Annotated in this window: 18 protein-coding genes; 8 read left to right on the top strand and 10 right to left on the bottom strand. The window is 41.9% G+C overall.

Translation table 11 applies throughout. The features are described 5' to 3' along the window. Positions 1 to 58 precede the first annotated feature (58 nt). The 4 genes from menB to HLI_RS17205 all read right to left on the bottom strand — a co-directional run bounded on the left by menB (position 59) and on the right by HLI_RS17205 (position 4,866). Complete coding sequence (menB, locus tag HLI_RS17220) at positions 59 to 877, bottom strand: 1,4-dihydroxy-2-naphthoyl-CoA synthase (RefSeq protein WP_128526149.1); 819 nt, start codon at positions 875 to 877, stop codon at positions 59 to 61. A 65-nt stretch (positions 878 to 942) separates the two neighbouring features. Further along, positions 943 to 1,740, bottom strand: a complete 798-nt coding sequence (gene menH, locus HLI_RS17215; RefSeq protein ID WP_128526148.1) for a 2-succinyl-6-hydroxy-2,4-cyclohexadiene-1-carboxylate synthase — start codon at positions 1,738 to 1,740, stop codon at positions 943 to 945. Beyond that, entirely contained in the window at positions 1,733 to 3,475 is a 1,743-nt protein-coding gene (gene menD / locus HLI_RS17210; RefSeq protein WP_128526147.1) for a 2-succinyl-5-enolpyruvyl-6-hydroxy-3-cyclohexene-1-carboxylic-acid synthase, read from the bottom strand. Before menD ends, menH begins: the two co-directional genes overlap by 8 nt. Further along, entirely contained in the window at positions 3,475 to 4,866 is a 1,392-nt protein-coding gene (locus HLI_RS17205; protein WP_128526146.1) for an isochorismate synthase, read from the bottom strand. Before HLI_RS17205 ends, menD begins: the two co-directional genes overlap by 1 nt. Before the next feature lie 228 nt (positions 4,867 to 5,094). On the opposite strand from HLI_RS17205, the gene HLI_RS17200 reads away from it, so the two are divergent. The 3 genes from HLI_RS17200 to HLI_RS17190 all read left to right on the top strand — a co-directional run bounded on the left by HLI_RS17200 (position 5,095) and on the right by HLI_RS17190 (position 6,981). Beyond that, positions 5,095 to 6,042 (top strand): 1,4-dihydroxy-2-naphthoate polyprenyltransferase, encoded by a 948-nt coding sequence (locus HLI_RS17200; protein WP_128526145.1) that lies wholly within the window; start codon positions 5,095 to 5,097, stop codon positions 6,040 to 6,042. 130 nt (positions 6,043 to 6,172) lie between these two features. Continuing rightward, entirely contained in the window at positions 6,173 to 6,568 is a 396-nt protein-coding gene (locus HLI_RS17195) for a hotdog fold thioesterase (RefSeq protein WP_128526144.1), read from the top strand. A gap of 35 nt (positions 6,569 to 6,603) precedes the next feature. After that, positions 6,604 to 6,981 (top strand): TraR/DksA C4-type zinc finger protein, encoded by a 378-nt coding sequence (locus HLI_RS17190; RefSeq protein WP_128526143.1) that lies wholly within the window; start codon positions 6,604 to 6,606, stop codon positions 6,979 to 6,981. Between the two features lie 58 nt (positions 6,982 to 7,039). Here HLI_RS17190 and HLI_RS17185 read toward each other — a convergent pair whose 3' ends face one another. Both HLI_RS17185 and HLI_RS17180 read right to left on the bottom strand, forming a co-directional pair. Then, the gene (locus HLI_RS17185; protein WP_128526142.1) at positions 7,040 to 7,252 is read right to left on the bottom strand and encodes a hypothetical protein; all 213 of its coding nucleotides are present in this window, start codon (positions 7,250 to 7,252) and stop codon (positions 7,040 to 7,042) included. A 102-nt stretch (positions 7,253 to 7,354) separates the two neighbouring features. Then, positions 7,355 to 8,413 carry a M20/M25/M40 family metallo-hydrolase gene (locus HLI_RS17180; RefSeq protein ID WP_128526141.1) on the bottom strand — a complete coding sequence of 353 codons (1,059 nt, stop codon included), beginning with the start codon at positions 8,411 to 8,413 and terminating at the stop codon, positions 7,355 to 7,357. A gap of 137 nt (positions 8,414 to 8,550) precedes the next feature. Here HLI_RS17180 and HLI_RS17175 point away from each other — a divergent pair, with 137 nt between their 5' ends. Further along, the gene (locus tag HLI_RS17175) at positions 8,551 to 9,102 is read left to right on the top strand and encodes a thioredoxin family protein (protein ID WP_128526140.1); all 552 of its coding nucleotides are present in this window, start codon (positions 8,551 to 8,553) and stop codon (positions 9,100 to 9,102) included. A gap of 93 nt (positions 9,103 to 9,195) precedes the next feature. Further along, the gene (locus tag HLI_RS17170; protein WP_128526139.1) at positions 9,196 to 10,191 is read left to right on the top strand and encodes a potassium channel family protein; all 996 of its coding nucleotides are present in this window, start codon (positions 9,196 to 9,198) and stop codon (positions 10,189 to 10,191) included. Here HLI_RS17170 and HLI_RS17165 read toward each other — a convergent pair. The 3 genes from HLI_RS17165 to HLI_RS17155 form a co-directional block, all read right to left on the bottom strand. Further along, positions 10,177 to 10,593, bottom strand: a complete 417-nt coding sequence (locus tag HLI_RS17165; RefSeq protein ID WP_128526138.1) for a YugN-like family protein — start codon at positions 10,591 to 10,593, stop codon at positions 10,177 to 10,179. The genes HLI_RS17170 and HLI_RS17165 overlap by 15 nt on opposite strands. Positions 10,594 to 10,698: 105 nt before the next feature. Then, positions 10,699 to 12,045, bottom strand: a complete 1,347-nt coding sequence (locus HLI_RS17160; protein WP_128526137.1) for a glucose-6-phosphate isomerase — start codon at positions 12,043 to 12,045, stop codon at positions 10,699 to 10,701. Between the two features lie 232 nt (positions 12,046 to 12,277). Further along, positions 12,278 to 13,444 carry an iron-containing alcohol dehydrogenase gene (locus HLI_RS17155; RefSeq protein WP_128526136.1) on the bottom strand — a complete coding sequence of 389 codons (1,167 nt, stop codon included), beginning with the start codon at positions 13,442 to 13,444 and terminating at the stop codon, positions 12,278 to 12,280. Positions 13,445 to 13,591: 147 nt separating this feature from the next. Between HLI_RS17155 and HLI_RS17150 the strand changes: the two genes are divergently transcribed. Next, complete coding sequence (locus HLI_RS17150) at positions 13,592 to 13,831, top strand: DUF378 domain-containing protein (RefSeq protein WP_128526135.1); 240 nt, start codon at positions 13,592 to 13,594, stop codon at positions 13,829 to 13,831. A 163-nt stretch (positions 13,832 to 13,994) separates the two neighbouring features. Here HLI_RS17150 and yugI read toward each other — a convergent pair whose 3' ends face one another. Continuing rightward, positions 13,995 to 14,378, bottom strand: a complete 384-nt coding sequence (yugI, locus tag HLI_RS17145) for a S1 domain-containing post-transcriptional regulator GSP13 (RefSeq protein ID WP_128526134.1) — start codon at positions 14,376 to 14,378, stop codon at positions 13,995 to 13,997. 167 nt (positions 14,379 to 14,545) lie between these two features. On the opposite strand from yugI, the gene HLI_RS17140 reads away from it, so the two are divergent. Both HLI_RS17140 and HLI_RS17135 read left to right on the top strand, forming a co-directional pair. Then, a complete protein-coding gene (locus tag HLI_RS17140) occupies positions 14,546 to 14,899 on the top strand; it encodes a helix-turn-helix domain-containing protein (RefSeq protein WP_128526133.1) in 354 nt (117 codons plus the stop codon). 288 nt (positions 14,900 to 15,187) lie between these two features. Next, positions 15,188 to 16,360, top strand: a complete 1,173-nt coding sequence (locus HLI_RS17135; RefSeq protein WP_128526132.1) for a MalY/PatB family protein — start codon at positions 15,188 to 15,190, stop codon at positions 16,358 to 16,360. Positions 16,361 to 16,363: the final 3 nt, after the last annotated feature.

Below are 16,363 nucleotides of genomic sequence, written 5' to 3'. Positions count from 1 at the left end.
GGAAAAAAAGGGCACCCCCACTATGGGATGCCCCTTTTACAACCTTTCATTCATCAAATCATGGAAAACGCGGGAACTGATCGAAATCAGGCTTCCTCTTTTCCTTGAAGGCGTCACGGCCTTCTTTTGCTTCTTCTGTCGTGTAATAAAGCAGTGTAGCGTCTCCACCCATTTGCTGAAGGCCTGCAAGACCATCCGTGTCAGCATTGAAGGAGGCTTTCAAGAAGCGGAGGGCAGTAGGAGATTTTTCAAGCATCTCTCTGCACCATTGAACTGTTTCTGCTTCCAGTTCTTCAAGAGGTACGACTGAGTTGACCAGCCCCATGTCTTCTGCTTCTTTCGCACTGTACTGGCGGCACAAATACCAAATTTCACGTGCTTTCTTATGTCCGACGATACGCGCCAGCAAACCAGCACCATACCCGGCATCAAAGCTTCCTACTTTCGGACCTGTTTGACCGAAGATGGCATTATCAGCTGCAATGGTCAAATCACATACAATATGTAATACGTGGCCGCCTCCTATAGCATAACCAGAAACCATCGCTACTACGGGTTTTGGAATAACCCGGATCAATCGTTGTAGATCCAGAACATTCAAACGCGGAATATGATCATCACCTACATAACCACCATGACCTCGTACACTCTGGTCCCCACCTGAACAGAAAGCATCATCGCCAGCTCCAGCTAATACAACAACACCGATTCTAGAATCATCACGAGCATATGCAAATGCATCAATCAACTCATGGACGGTTTGTGGACGGAAAGCATTTCTTACCTCAGGGCGGTTAATCGTGATTTTAGCAATCCCTTCAAATCTTTGATAGACAATATCTTCATATTCGCGATCTTGAACCCAATCAAAAGACATATTATTTCCTCCTTGTTTACTTCTATATCTAGATTCTTCATGACCAAAACGTCTTCATACACATTTTATTTTATCATGAAGCTATCTACAATTTTAGCAAAAATCTGTGGTTTCTCAAGATGGACGGTATGACCGGCCCCTTCCACTTCTATCCAGGACCCATAAGAAAGCAACACTTCCATCCTTCGATTGATGGATTGAAACTTACTATCTTTCGCTCCTGTGATAAGCATCACTTCAATTTCCAGGGAAGAAAGATGATTCCACCAGGAGGTTTGAACCCCCGTCCCCATGCCTCTTAAAGATTCAGATAAACCTACAGGGTCTTGATTTAACCGTTCTCGCTTCAGCGTTTCTTTCTCCTGTTCAGGGAGAAGGACTTGAGATTCAAATAACGGGATGTTCTCCCAGAAGGAAACGAATTTTTCAATTCCGTCTTTTTGAAGCTGCTCCACCAACTTTTGATCATTTGCCTGTCGCACCTGTCTCTCTTCTATTGTGGCTAAACCTGGTGAAGCACTTTCTAAGATAAGTCGCTCAACAAGATGAGGATAAAGAATGGCAAAAGATAAAGCTGTACGCCCACCCAGAGAATACCCCATCAATGTTACTTTATCCAAATTCATTTGGTCCAGAATGGCTGCTAGATCACAACAAAACTGTTCCATCGTCACCACTCCAACCGACCCTGTCCTTGAATGACCGGGTAGCTCCACTTTGAGGACTCGATAATCATGATTCATGTTTTCCAAGAAGAGATTGAATGTAGCTGCACTTCCAGTAAATCCATGGAGCATAAGCAAGGCAGGACCCTCACCGGTGTCTTCTACCCAGTAATTCCGCTGTTGCACACGCTTAATCATCCTTTTCACTCCAGCTCAGGACAGCTTCTTCAACACTTTGCCACTTAGCTTTATGAAAAGCCACATGGTCCTCCCGGTTTGTCTTCACTTCAATGACATATAAAGATTCATTTTGATAACTTTCTGCAAGGGCAGTGCGATAATCATCCCAATTATCCACCTGTTCATGAATACCACCATACATTTCTACAGCCGGCCCTAGCTCGATTCCGAGTGGAGTACCGAAAAGTTCTTCAAAGTGTTTCTCATGATTGGACTGAGGAAGATAAGAAAATATTCCTCCTCCATCATTGTTGATGACGACAATTGTCAAAGGTATTCTCTTATTTTTAGCCATCCACAACCCGTTCATATCATGAAAAAAGGACAAGTCGCCAAGCAGCAGTGTTGTTTTCCGCCCTGTTGCAGCTGTTCCTAAAGCGGTGCTCACTACTCCATCAATACCATTCGCACCACGATTCGCCATTAACTTTATACGCTTTGGCGTCGACATGAAAAAGCTATCCACGTCCCTGATAGGCATACTGTTCCCGATAAAGAAGTTAGACTCATCAGGCAGGCTTTGCGATAAATACACAACAGCATGTCCCTCATTGAGGGACTCTCCAGGTTCAAGTAACATCTGTGTTTTAGCTTTATTATTCATGCTCTGCCATTGATTCAACCAGGAGGTCTCTACATTATCTTCCGGCATATGGTCAGCGAGCTGGTTGCAAAAACTTACGGGGTCTGCCCAAATATGATTCGGGTTAATACCGGCAGGCTCCCGATAACTTGCATGATCATCGACAATATAATGATCGACCTGACTTTCAAATCTCTGCACCCATTTCAAATAGGCTTTGGAAACAGGCATTGCGCCAAAACGTAAGATATAGTCAGGGGCAAGACTTTCTTGAAGGAGCTCAGATTTCAGTAAACCGTCGTAGTTTTCAATGATATTCCTTTTATCGTGCTCCCCTGCCCGCAGTTGAGATAAAGGATCAGCCAGTATAGGGAGACCCATCCTCGAGGCTAGACGTGTAACAGAAGCAGCCAGGTCTGTGTTTACCTGTGGCCCGACTACAATCAATCCCTTTTCCTTACGACCAAAATGAGTGAAGAAACTTTTAAGCTTCTCAGCAGATAAAACAGAGCTTCCTGCTTCCGCGCGCCGGATCGGCTTCACCTCTCCACGCCAACAGCCCTCCAAAGTAAAGTCAGGGATGAGGGGTTCCCGTAATGGAAAATTCAAATGGACGGGCCCCTCATGACCTTCCACCGCTTCTTCAACAGCTCGAGCTGCCTGTCTTCTTGCATACATATGATTCTCCAGTTCAGGTATGGCAAGATCCTGATACCATTTAGCGTAGTTACCAAACATGTTGATTTGGTTTATGGCTTGTGGTGCTCCCACTTCCCTTAACTCATGAGGGCGGTCAGCCGTCAAAATGATCAGTGGGACGCGACTATAATAAGCTTCGACAATTGCTGGGTAGTAATTGGCTGCAGCTGTACCTGAAGTGCAGATCAAAGCTACGGGACGCTGCTCTTGTTTAGCCAGCCCTAAGGCGAAAAAGGCAGCCGACCTTTCATCGAGATGGACCCAATGATTAATTTCTGAATGCTCAGCAAATGTCATAGCAAGGGGTGTAGATCTTGAACCTGGTGAAATGACCACATGCTCTACACCGGAGAAAGCAAGTTGGTCAACAAAGTGAGTGACAAACATAGATAATGACTCTATATGATTCATCAGAAACCTCCTAAAACAGACCGCATCGGTTGCAGCTTAACGGCTGTTTCTTCATACTCAGCCTCTGGATCTGAATCTTCAACAACACCACACCCAGCGAATAAGGAGGCTTCATCTTGTTGAATGAGTGCCGACCTGATGGCTACAGCGAATTCTCCGTTATTACGGATGTCGAACCAACCGACAGGACCTGCATACCAGCCTCTGTTCAATGTTTCATGTTCTCTGATGTAAGATACGGATTTCTTCTGTGGCATACCACCAAGAGCTGGTGTAGGGTGAAGCTTCTCGATCACATCCAACAATGTATAACCTTGATCCAGAATAGCTTTCACTGGCGTATATAAATGCTGCAGATTCTTTAAAGGATAAAGAATAGGTGCTTCTGGTATTTCTATCTGACTACTGCAAGCTTCTACAGCTTCCCGAATCATTTCCACCACGAACTGATGCTCCTGCCGGTTTTTAGGATCTGCCAATAACTCCTGCCCTAATAGCATGTCTTCTTCTTCAGATTTCCCTCTGGGAGTTGTCCCGGCGAGGCAAGTTGAAACCAACTTCCTTTCATCCACTTTCGCTAACCGTTCTGGTGTCGCGCCTATGAAGTGATCTCCATTACTTTCAAAAGCGAAAACATAGCTGTTCGATTGTGTTTCAGCTAAAGTTCTCAGAATTGAAGTGATATGGGTATCTTCATGGAAAGATAATCTCAATTCGCGTGCCAACACGACCTTTTCAATCATACCAGCCTTAATATCTTCCGTAGCCTTTCTCACAGAAACCTTCCAGTCTTCCGGTGAAATTTCTACTGTTTTTTTGATTTCAGGAAGTTGGACAGCTTTCATTTCCGCTTCGAAAAGAAGCTCCCTTTGACTCAAAATCTGGTTGGCGATTTGCTGTGGGTGATCTTCTGGAAAAATTACTGCATTGATTGTTAAATACGATTCCTCGTCCACATTAGTCAGTAAATAAGCAGGGATGGTCAACTGACTGTCAGGAAATGACTCCCATGGCGTTGTTTCTGCTTCAAGAGGATCAAAACTGAACCCACCTAAAGCTACCATACCAGTCCCTTTTTTATTATAATCATCATGGATGATTGCATTTTCCTGAAGCTCATTCCATAACGACTGCACTTCCTGGAAACGCTGTTCACTTTTCGCGTATAATTGACTGCCTTTACCGACGCCGACCATTGTAAAGTCATTATCAGCACTCTGCCAAAATGAGCGATGTGTATCTACAGCTGATCCCGCTTCAAAAAACTGAAAAGGGTCCTGGGCATCTATACGTTCAACGATACTTATAAAAAGAGGTTCCCCAATATGATGTGCTTTCTGAAGGGCTTCCCCGATCAATTCTTCTATATGAGGGGCCTTCGTATGAAGCATATAAATTCCTCCCATTCTTTAAGGGACGTTCATAATAATCTCATCATACAGCAACTTCGAAAGAAATAGTTGTATGCATCACTATCTATTTTATTCTCTTTTTTCTCTTGACTCAAGAAATCTTACCTCGTTCTTGCATTTTCTTACATTGATTGACACTCCGCGCCTGTTTCCCTAAACTTAAATTGTTATCATAAAATAAGATTGGAAACAAGGGAGAGAACATCAATGAGCTTAGTTCAAAACAACCAAAATGTAAAAGCTTCCTTGAATGAACGTGAAGGATTCCAAGTATGGTGGAGATTGCTTCGCCCTCATACATTAACAGCTGCATTCGTTCCTGTATTTGTCGGGACAATGTTAGCGGCTATGGAACAATCGATCGATTTCTGGTTATTTGCCGCTATGTTGCTCGCCTCCATCCTCATTCAAGCTGCCACGAATATGTTCAATGAATACTACGATTACGTTCGTGGACTCGATAATGAAAATTCAGTCGGGATTGGTGGAACAATTGTCCGGGATGGAATTCGTCCTAAAACTGTATTATTCCTCGCCCTCTCTTTTTTCGTAATCGCAGGTTTATTAGGAATTTATATTTGCGCTTCCTCCAGCTGGTGGATCGCTGTGATCGGCTTAATATCCATGTTGTTCGGTTATCTTTACACAGGCGGCCCCTATCCCATTGCCTATACTCCTTTTGGTGAAGTTACAGCAGGGTTCTTTATGGGAACGATAATCATAGGAATCAGTTACTACATCCAACGACTGATAATCACCGGTGAAGTTTTGATTGTTTCCATCCCGGTCGCAATCTTTGTAGGAACTATATTGCTCGCGAATAATATACGCGACCGGGTGGGTGATGAAGAGAACGGAAGGAAGACCCTGGCCATTTTATTCGGCCACAAAGGTTCTATCGTTTTTTTAGCTGTTTTATTTATTTTTGCTTATATCATTACCGGAGCACTTATTTTCACAGGGACCCTCCCACTCTGGTCAGTAATCACTTTCTTTAGTGTAATAAAAGCTAGAAAAGCCATTCAGGGATTTATAGGAAAACAAGCACCTCTTGAAATGATGCCTGCTATGAAGGCTACAGCACAAACGAATACGATATATGGTTTACTTTTAGGTCTTTCATTGCTCATTCACCTTTATCTCCCTTTTGGTTAAAGTGGAGCGCATGAAGCTAATAAAGATTCTGGTATTCACAACAATGAAGGATGGCTTACATACCATCCTTCTTTCTATTTAGGTTTGACCATTTTCAGAATGGGAATATTAAAAAAAGGTTGGGATGAAGATGGAACAATCAATGATGAAAAATACCTTGATGGAAACATTGGGGATGGAGATTGTAGAAGCTACTGAAAAATCCGTAAAAATAAGAATGCCTGTTGACGCCAGAACACACCAGCCGATGGGTTTCTTACATGGTGGAGCGAATGTCGCATTAGCAGAAAGTGCCGCAAGTATCGGTGCTTATTTGAACATCGACCCTCAGGTGCAACAAGTATTCGGTGTAGAAATCAATGCTAACCATATAAAAAGCGCTCGTAATGGGCATGTCCTAGGTACAGCCCTTCCAGCTCATATCGGGAAAAATACGATGGTCTGGGAAATTACCATTAAGAACGAGTCAGAAGAGATCATTTGTCTCTCCCGTTGTACTATCGGGATCGTCCCTCTGAAAAAATGAGATCACCTCAACAATAGAAAGGAGTACGATCATCCATGTTGACAGAACAGCAAAAAAAAGATTTCAAAAATCGCCTATTGAAAATGAAAGAAGAGGCTGAATCTGAAATGAAAGAATATCACCAGGACCAAGCCAAAGCAGACTACCCCAATGATCGGACAGGGGAAATCTCAAGTGTGGCCGATCATCCAGGCGACCAGGGCACAGATCAATTTGAGCGAGCGAAAGAGCAAACCCTTTATGAACAGGCTCGTGAAAAATTGATGGAAGTGAACGATGCTCTGAAAAGAATGGAAGAAGACCGCTATGGTTACAGTGAAAAGTCCGGAGATCCAATCCCCGAAGAACGTCTGGAAGCAATGCCGACCGCTCGGTATAAAGTCGACGAAGTAGAAAAAATGAAAGAACAATAACCAAACAAAAAAGGCGCTGATCAGCGCCTTTTTTGTTTGGTGTATGAAATCAGAATCGTTAAGCTGAAGGGCTTCCGAACTTTTCAGTCGCATCAATGAACAATCGTAAAGTGGAAGAAACGGTAGATACATCAACAAGACCATCATCGCTATCTTTCACTTTATCAAGCTGTAAAAGAATGTAATCATCATACCCTTGCACTTGCAGCTGACCAGCACAAATCTTACCTTTCAAAGTCATTATTTGTTGATGAAGAATTTCTCGATCCACACAGACCACTCCTTCGATTACTGAAGATTATATCTGCTATTCTTGCCAAATATGCCCTTTAATAAACGAAAAACGCCTGGGACATCCCCAGGCGCTCTATCTTTAATCTTCTAATGGATTTAAATTTTCATTCCCCGTCATGTTTGCAATCATTTCTACTAACAAATCCACTTCTTCGTCAATATCCTGAATGCTGGCTGTTTCCACGGGAGAATGCATGTACCTAAGTGGTAAAGAAACCAGGCTTACAGGCACCCCTTTCCCCGTTAAACGCATCTTATCCGCATCAGTACCTGTTAAACGAGGGGTCAATTCATATTGTATATCCATCTCCATTTTTTTGGCCGTTTGCTCTAACCACTGGTTGATTTTCCGATTGATTGGTGCCCCTTTAGCAAGAACAGGCCCTCCTTCCAACCGGATATCACCATATTTGTTTTTATTCACACCAGGATAATCCGTGGCAAACGTTACATCGCAAGCAATAGCCATTGAAGGCTCAACTCCAGCTGCAGCAAAATAAGCTCCGCCCATGTTCGTCTCTTCATTGACAGTACTTACCGCATAAACACCTACATGAAGATTTTTCTCTGATAACTTCCTTAAAACTTCACCAACAATAAATTGCCCCGTTCGATTATCAAGACCGCGGCCAGCTATGTATCGGTCCATCAAGACTTCAGGATCTCGTTTATACACGGCAAGGTCTCCAATTTGGACTGATTTTTCTATTTCATCTTTGGATTTCGCACCACAATCGATGAATAAATCATCCACACCGAAGTCACCTTTCAAACCACCGTGATGCTGAGCATTGACGCCAATAACCCCGATGACTTCTTTTCCATGACCGAGCACGGTCACTTTCATTCCGACCGCAGCTTTCGGATTAATTCCGCCCATCTTATCAAAATGAAGATAGCCTTGCTCATCGATTCGATTGATCACAAGGGCAATTTCATCACAGTGACCAGCAAGCATGACCTTGAAGTCAGCTTCGGGATTCAGAATGGCAATCGCATTTCCGGCATGGTCTGTTCTTATTTCATCTGCTATCCCACGCATTTCTTCCATCCATCTTCTTTGAATCTGCATCTCCATACTAGAGGGAGATGGTGTTTTGAGTAATTCTAATAAAAGGTCCAGTCTTTCTTTTTTCATCATGTACGCCTCCTTCAATACCAATCATATCAAAAATATCTTATTAAATTTCAATTTCATGCATATTCCATCACAAAGGAGGGAACACCCACATGTATGTAGTCTTACATGTATGCTAGTTTCAGAGGAGGTTTTGTATGAGTCTAGAAGAATGGTTTCACAAAGGGATGACTGCACAAGAATATGTCGACCAAATGGAAAAACATCAAAAAAATTTCATTTATATATATGAAAATTTTTCAATCCCCACCCAGGACCAGCCATTATTCGAACAACTTCAAACAAAAAGACTTCGTGCTATTGTATTGACTGAAGATTGGTGTGGAGATGCAATGCTCAATATCCCTATTTATCTAAGGCTGGCTGAAGCTAGCCACATCCCTACCCACTTTCTATCAAGGGATGAAAACCTGGAGCTGATGGATCAATATTTGACGAATGGACAATCCCGTTCTATACCCAAAATCATTTTCATTGATTCTGAAGGAAAAGAAGTGGGAACATGGGGGCCGAGAGCACCTGAAGTACAGGAATTCATCAACGATTCTATGGCTAACCTTCCTGAGCGCAAGGCTGATGACCATCAGGAAAAGCAAAAAGAAATGCTAACCTTCATTACTAAGGCCTACCGGGATCACCATGATTTTTGGGATTATGTTTATGAAGATTTGAAGAATACACTTAAATAGTGATCAATACTTGTCCTAGCATTCAGGACAAGTTTTTTTATGTTTGAATTTATGGATAATCTCCCATACTGATGATAAAAAGGGGCGAAAATGATGCAGCATTGGATTCGCCAGTATTTCCAAATTCCTTTGTTCCTACGTTTATTAAGTACGGTATTCCTCATGATGTTCCTTTTTGGGGCAACGATTCATATTATAGAGCCAGATAATTTCCCTACGGTGTTCGACGGGATCTGGTGGGCCTTTGTGACAGGTGCTACAGTCGGTTACGGCGATTACGTCCCATTAAGTTTGTCGGGAAAAGTGATAGCTATTTTACTGATTCTTTCTGGAGGAGGATTAGTCACCTTTTATATGGCGACTTTATCCGCTTCAACCATCAAACATGAAACAAACCTCTCCGAAGGTAAAATTGATTTCAAAGGAAATGAACACTTAGTTGTTGTCGGTTGGAATGAACGGACCAGGCATTTGATTGATATGCTTGAAGAACAAAATTTACATGAAAGAATCGTCTTAATCGATCGCACAATGAACCGTTTTTATCAGCGTCTATCCTCTGTCCATTTCGTCAAAGGTAGCGCAACGCACGAGGAAACGTTGGAACAAGCCAATCTAAAAGAAGCCCGTATCGCAATCATCACCGCTGACCCATCTATGGAAGAACAACAGTCAGATCAATCCGTCATCCATCAAATTGTGGCCTTGAAAGGGCACCACCCGGGTTTATTCATCATAGCGGAGATCTTGACAGAACGCCAACGTATCAATGCGGAACGTGCTGGTGCGAACACTGTCATCCGTTCAAACGATTTTATGAGCAGTCTTTTTTATCAGGAACTGTATAGGAATGACCCAGTTAAGCCGTTCGAGTTGTTGCTCAGCCTATTGACAGAGCGTCAGTTCCACGAAGAAAGAATCACCGATGAGCTTGTCGGACAGCCAATAATCAAAGCATATGAACATTTCTTAGAAAACTGTTTTCAAATTATCGGAATCCGGAAAAATGGGGAGGTCTCATTCAATATCCACACTGGGATCACGTTAGAAAAAGGAGATATATTGATTGTCTTCTCACCTCTTCGTTAATAAAGCCTGTTCCACCTGGTGTAACAAATCCTCTCCTGCACTGATGTGCTCTTCGGGAAACGAAGCATCTTTATCGACAGGTTCTTGGAATTGATCGAAAATCGCCCGGACATTCCCTTCTTTAACGTTGTCATCTAAACCTGGATTATATTTATGAGATAACAAGAAAGGTTCTTCCATCTGTATTAGTGCATGATCACTCGGAGCGTCCAGTGAACCGGATGTAACTACAAATGGCAGACGAATAAACTGGTAACCGACATGATCATCAATTTTGTTATCAAAATACCCATGTTCATAATCCCAGTTATCTGCAAGGGTGAACCCTAGAGCCTTCAACTCTTTTTCAACATCATCGAAAGTAAACACACTGCCCGTAAGCGGGGAAGATAGTGGTATCAAAATCATCACTCCTTTATAGCTTACTATGCCCAAATAAAACCACCTCAGGTCATCCATTTTCTGGATGACCTGAGGTGGTAAAAGGTAGTAAAATATAGTTTATATTTACAGGCGCTTTTCCAATTTTTCTTTTTCTTCTTCGAATCCAGGCTTGCCAAGTAATGCAAACATATTCTTCTTGTATGCCTCGACTCCTGGCTGGTCGAATGGATTCACCCCTAACAGGTAACCACTGATAGCACATGCTTTTTCAAAGAAATATGCAAGATAACCAAATGTGTATGCATCTCTTTTCGGCATATGGAGGATCAAGTTCGGCACGTCTCCATCTGTGTGTGCAAGCATCGTTCCTAAATAAGCTTTTTCATTTACTTCATCCACAGTCCCTCCAGCGAGGTAATTAAGGCCATCCAGGTTCTGGTCATCTTCTTCAATGGTAATGTCTGAAGCTGGTGATTCTACATGGAGAACCGTTTCAAACAAATCTTTGCGGCCATCCTGTACGTATTGACCTAAGGAATGCAAATCTGTGGAGAAGTTCGCTGATGCTGGGAAAATTCCTTTTTGATCTTTTCCTTCACTCTCCCCGAAAAGCTGCTTCCACCACTCCGAGAAATATTGAAGAGAAGGCTCATAGTTGACCAACATTTCGATGGTTTTCCCTTTATTGTAAAGGACGTTTCTCACAGCAGCATATTGGTAAGCCGGATTTTCTGACAATTGATCAGTACTCAGCTCTTGTCTTGCCGCCTGGGCACCTTTCATCATTTCTTCTATATCTATTCCACTTGCTGCGATTGGAAGTAAGCCAACAGCTGTAAGAACGGAATAACGTCCGCCTACATCATCTGGTACTACAAACGTCTCATATCCTTGTTCACCAGCTAGAGTTTTAAGAGCACCTTTGTTTTTATCTGTTGTCGCGTAAATACGCTTCTGTGCTTCTTCCTGTCCATACTTTTCTTCCAAAAACTTGCGGAATATACGAAAGGCGATAGCCGGTTCAGTAGTCGTCCCACTTTTGGAGATGACATTGATGGATACATCTTTACCCTTAAGTACATCAAACAATTCATTCATGTATGGTGCACTGAGGCTGTTCCCTACAAAGAAGACCTGAGGTGTATCGCGGTCTTCGGATGCTAATTCATTGTAGAAGCTATGATTCAGCATTTCCAATGCAGCCCGTGCTCCTAAGTAAGATCCACCGATACCAATAACCAGTAGAACGTCTGAATCTGATTTGATTTTCTCAGCAGACTTCTTAATCCGTGCGAATTCGTCTTTATCATAATCTTCCGGGAGGTCTAACCACCCCAAAAAGTCATTGCCTGCGCCCGTTTTTTCGTGTAATACTTTATGAGCCTGAGTAACAGCTCCTTGCATATATTCAAGTTCATGTTCACCAAAGAATGGCAAAGCCTTTTCATAATCAAACCGAATATGTGTCATTTATTAACCTCCAAATCTCAATTTTATTACCTGGAACAATTTCACTTTATCGAAACCTTTTATTCAAATCAAGCGAACCTTTCATTGTAAACGGATACATGTTCAATTTAATATTATAATTTTGATAAAATTGAAAAAACGAACAAAAGCATTTGCCCCTGGTCACCCAGCTTTGGAGTGGTCTGGCAGGCGATTAATGACAAAAGAGGTACGGAAAACCGTACCTCTTTTGTCATTTAGACATTTCCAGAATTTTCTCTACATCTTCTTTATGAAGCTGGCTGAAGTTACCAAATGGTCCGCGCTTCATGGCACGATCAATGATCACATCAAATTTATCATCATCGATGTCATAATATCTGAGTGTTTCTGGAGCCCCTATGGAAGACCAGAATTTGCGTAATTCTTCAATTCCTTCTTCTGCCACTTCCCGGTCACTTTTTCCTTCTTTTGTAACCCCGAATACTTTAACAGCTAATTGAACGAACCTTTGCTCATCCACATCTAAATTGTGCTTCATCCAATTAGGGAATAGAATCGCTAGTCCGCCTGCGTGTGGTATATCATGAACAGCTGAGACCGCATGTTCAATATTATGACTTGCCCAGTCACCGCGATACCCCATTTGCAACATTCCGTTAAGTGCGATGGTCCCTGCATATAAGACCGTTTCCCGATGTTCCACTGATTCTAAATCCTTAAGCAGTTCAGGCGCAGTTTCGATGACTGTCCTCAATACCCCTTCAATCATTTCGTCCTGTACAGGTGATTGGGTCGGGGTATGGAAGTACTGTTCTAACATGTGTGTCATCATATCAACAACACCATATATGGTTTGATCTCTCGGGACACTTACTGTATAAGCAGGATCCAATATTGAAAAAGCAGGATTAGTTAAAGGTGCCGCTCCCCATCCATATTTTTCATTCGTTTCCCAATTGGTGATGACTGCACCTGCATTCATTTCAGAACCAGTCGCTGCTAATGTCAGCACAGTACCGAAAGGAAGAGCGGCTTTTGGCTTCGATTTTCGTGTAACAAGGTCCCAGGGAGCTCCATCAAATTCAGCCCCTGCTGCAATCGTCTTCGTACAGTCAATGACACTTCCTCCACCAACAGCAAGTAGAAAGTCAATTTTTTCTTTTTTACAAATTTCTACTCCTCTTTCAACAGTCGTCAGCTTCGGGTTCGGTTCTACACCTGAAAGTTCGAAAACTTCTACATCAGCTTGGCTCAACTGTTTCATTACCTCGTCATAAACCCCGTTCCTTTTGATACTGCCTCCACCATATACAAGCAAGACTTTCTTTGTACCTCCAGGAAGCTGGGTTGGCAATTGGGTGATTTGATCTTTACCAAAAATCAATTTTGTCGGATTATGAAACGTAAAAGCATCCATAAGAATTCCCCTTTCTGATCTGAACTACTTTTCATATTATCCCCGAATTCAATTAATATCTCAAAGGAAATGCAACGTGCATAATTTTCACCATAACGCTTATGCTATGTGGGAATTCCAAATTAAATTGATAAGGAGGTTATCCATATGAGTTGGATTCAACGCGTAGCCTTAATTTTAGTTATCATAGGAGCCATCAACTGGGGACTGATCGGTTTATTCCAATACGATTTAGTGGCGGGATTATTCGGTGGCGGTGAGCAGAGTGGGGCTTTCGCTCGTGTCATTTACACACTTGTAGGCATCAGTGGACTTATTGCCATTTCCCTTTACTTTTCACCAGCAGCTGAATACAGCGATACAACTGCACCAGAAACAAATGAATAAAACAAAGAAACAGACTGGTCTCGCATATTAAGACCCAAGAGGAAAAAATAGTTTCCCCTGTGAAAAGTTACCCTCGACTAGTACAATGAGTTGAATATAAACCCAGTAGTACTTAGTCGATGCAAAAAGAGCCGGGTCAACTGACCCGGCTCTTTTTCATTCATTATTTACGGAACTTTTCACGATCGTCAGACTGTTTGATCCAGTCTTCCAATTTGTCTTTCAAGGAATTAAATCCTGCTGTAGACTCTTCATGTTGTTTCGGTGCCGCTTGCTTGCGTGGGCGGCGTGCAGCTTTTGGTGCTTCTTGAGTTGCACGGATGGAAAGTGAGTATTTGTTGCTCTTTTCATCAATGTTCAAGATTTTAACCTGTACATCGTCACCTTCAGAAAGGTGCTCATTAATGTCTTTAACATAACCGTGTGTAACTTCTGAAATGTGAACAAGACCTTGTACTTTTTCATCCAATGCAACGAAAGCACCGTATGGTTGAATTCCTGTAACTTTACCTTCTAATACCTGTCCTTCTTGGAACTTATCTGACATGCTATACAACTCCTGATTAATTATTATTCGCTTCTTTTCACGCAATAAATGATTTTACCATAAAACTATACATTTAGCAAAGCGCCGTTTCAATTTCACCTCTAAATGTTCATAATTTCACCTTCTCTATCATGGTATAATATAGAAAAGAGTGAGGAGGTATATTTATGTCAGTTGGTAATAACATTCGTAAGTACCGTGAACTGAAGAAGGTGACAATGGAAGAACTCGCCATAAAAGCGAGGATGGGAATACAAACATTAGAAAGTTATGAATCTAATGAACGCATTCCGGAACTTGATACGATCCTCAAAATATCCACCGTCCTTGACATCCCCGCCTCTGAACTTATGGAATTTCATGAAGATGACACTAAAATTGATAAAGAGCTCGAAAATCTCATTAGTGAAATCGGTACAAAAAGTTCCAAGCTCATCTTAAAAAAGGCCCGCGACTTCTCTGAACAGGATGTACTGCGTGCTATGAATCTTCTTTATGATTTAAATCAGCAAAAAAAGTAAATAAATAGGTTTATAATCTATGAAATGTGGTTATATTAAGTAACGTAAGACTTTCTCGTATTCCCCCTGTGTAAGCAGAGCGAACGTTCGCTTTGCTTTTTTTTTGCTTTTTTCCCCCCCCTTGTGTCTTCCACCATTTTTCCATTAAACAAAAACCCGACTGAAAAACATTTTTTTAATAAAGGTATTTAAGAAGTCCTCATTAAATATAAAGCAGTATGTTTTCATTAGACTCCCTGATTCGGTTATGATAATAAGATAAACTGAAATATAGTGGAGGGAACTCTGTTGGAACATTTCAATCAATTCATTTCTAGAAAAGGCACAAGGTCTGTGAAGTGGGATATGGCAGAAGAGCTTTATCAAGATAAGGATGTTCTACCGATGTGGGTAGCAGATATGGACTTTAAAACACCAGAAGCTGTAACCAATGCATTAATGGAACGAGTTGAACACGGGATTTTCGGCTATACTCTTCCTGATCGACTCGTAAAAAACCAAATCACTGAATGGTTATCAAAAAGACACGGCTGGGAGATCGACCCGGAATGGATTACATACAGCCCTGGGGTCATCCCTTCTCTTCACATGATCATTCAATCCTTGACAGATATTGGTGATCACGTTATTATCCAAACGCCTGTCTATCCTCCATTTTACAGTGTCATCAAAGACCACGGACGTCACGTCGTCAAAAACCCTTTGGTGTTAAAAGATAATCGATACGAGATTGATTTCGATGACTTCGAGAGGAAAATAAAAGAAAATGGTGTTACTCTCTTTATTCTTTGCAACCCCCACAACCCAGTGGGGCGTGTATGGACGAAAGAAGAATTAAAAAGATTGAGTGATATATGTGAAAAACACAGTGTGAAAATCGTAGCAGATGAAATCCACGCGGATTTAATTTTCAGCGGCCATAAGCATACGCCAATCGCGTCGCTTTCTGAACCGATAAATCAATTGACCATCACATGCTTGTCTCCAACAAAAACATTTAACTTGGCTGGATTACAAACCTCCTATGTGGTCACTGCTGATGCAAGCATTAAAAAGAAATTAGATAAACAATTTCATAATCAAGGGATGATGATGCTTAACACGCTTGGAATCACTGCGATGGAGGCTGCTTATGAACATGGAGAAGAGTGGTTGGAAGAATTAAATGAAGTCTTAGAAAGTCACCGGGATTATGTGATGGAACGCATCCACTCTGAAACTTCTTTACTCAAGGTCTTCCCTGCTGAAGGAACCTATTTGCTTTGGATAGACTGCCGAGGACTGCAAATGAATCAAAAAGAATTGAAGTCATTCATGCAGAAAAAAGCGAAAGTTGGTTTGAATGACGGAGTATCTTTCGGGGATGAAGGAAAAGGCTTCATGCGTTTAAATATTGCAGCTCCAAAGTCTATATTAGAAGAAGGGATTTCTAGAATCATAGACGCTGTGAATGCTCAGTAAAGT

Source organism: Halobacillus litoralis (genome assembly GCF_004101865.1).
GTDB lineage: Bacteria > Bacillota > Bacilli > Bacillales > Halobacillaceae > Halobacillus > Halobacillus litoralis_A.
This window is presented reverse-complemented; position numbering and strand designations above follow the sequence as displayed.

Bases quoted from the DNA above. Each gene is read 5' to 3' on its own strand.
- menD (WP_128526147.1), bottom strand. From the start codon at position 3,475: ATGAATCATATAGAGTCATTATCTATGTTTGTCACTCACTTTGTTGAC.
- HLI_RS17200 (WP_128526145.1), top strand. From the start codon at position 5,095: ATGAGCTTAGTTCAAAACAACCAAAATGTAAAAGCTTCCTTGAATGAA.
- HLI_RS17180 (WP_128526141.1), bottom strand. From the start codon at position 8,413: ATGAAAAAAGAAAGACTGGACCTTTTATTAGAATTACTCAAAACACCA.
- HLI_RS17155 (WP_128526136.1), bottom strand. From the start codon at position 13,444: ATGGATGCTTTTACGTTTCATAATCCGACAAAATTGATTTTTGGTAAA.
- HLI_RS17190 (WP_128526143.1), top strand. From the start codon at position 6,604: ATGTTGACAGAACAGCAAAAAAAAGATTTCAAAAATCGCCTATTGAAA.
- HLI_RS17205 (WP_128526146.1), bottom strand. From the start codon at position 4,866: ATGCTTCATACGAAGGCCCCTCATATAGAAGAATTGATCGGGGAAGCC.
- HLI_RS17160 (WP_128526137.1), bottom strand. From the start codon at position 12,045: ATGACACATATTCGGTTTGATTATGAAAAGGCTTTGCCATTCTTTGGT.
- HLI_RS17150 (WP_128526135.1), top strand. From the start codon at position 13,592: ATGAGTTGGATTCAACGCGTAGCCTTAATTTTAGTTATCATAGGAGCC.
- HLI_RS17195 (WP_128526144.1), top strand. From the start codon at position 6,173: ATGGAACAATCAATGATGAAAAATACCTTGATGGAAACATTGGGGATG.
- HLI_RS17140 (WP_128526133.1), top strand. From the start codon at position 14,546: ATGTCAGTTGGTAATAACATTCGTAAGTACCGTGAACTGAAGAAGGTG.
- HLI_RS17170 (WP_128526139.1), top strand. From the start codon at position 9,196: ATGCAGCATTGGATTCGCCAGTATTTCCAAATTCCTTTGTTCCTACGT.
- yugI (WP_128526134.1), bottom strand. From the start codon at position 14,378: ATGTCAGATAAGTTCCAAGAAGGACAGGTATTAGAAGGTAAAGTTACA.
- menH (WP_128526148.1), bottom strand. From the start codon at position 1,740: ATGATTAAGCGTGTGCAACAGCGGAATTACTGGGTAGAAGACACCGGT.
- menB (WP_128526149.1), bottom strand. From the start codon at position 877: ATGTCTTTTGATTGGGTTCAAGATCGCGAATATGAAGATATTGTCTAT.
- HLI_RS17175 (WP_128526140.1), top strand. From the start codon at position 8,551: ATGAGTCTAGAAGAATGGTTTCACAAAGGGATGACTGCACAAGAATAT.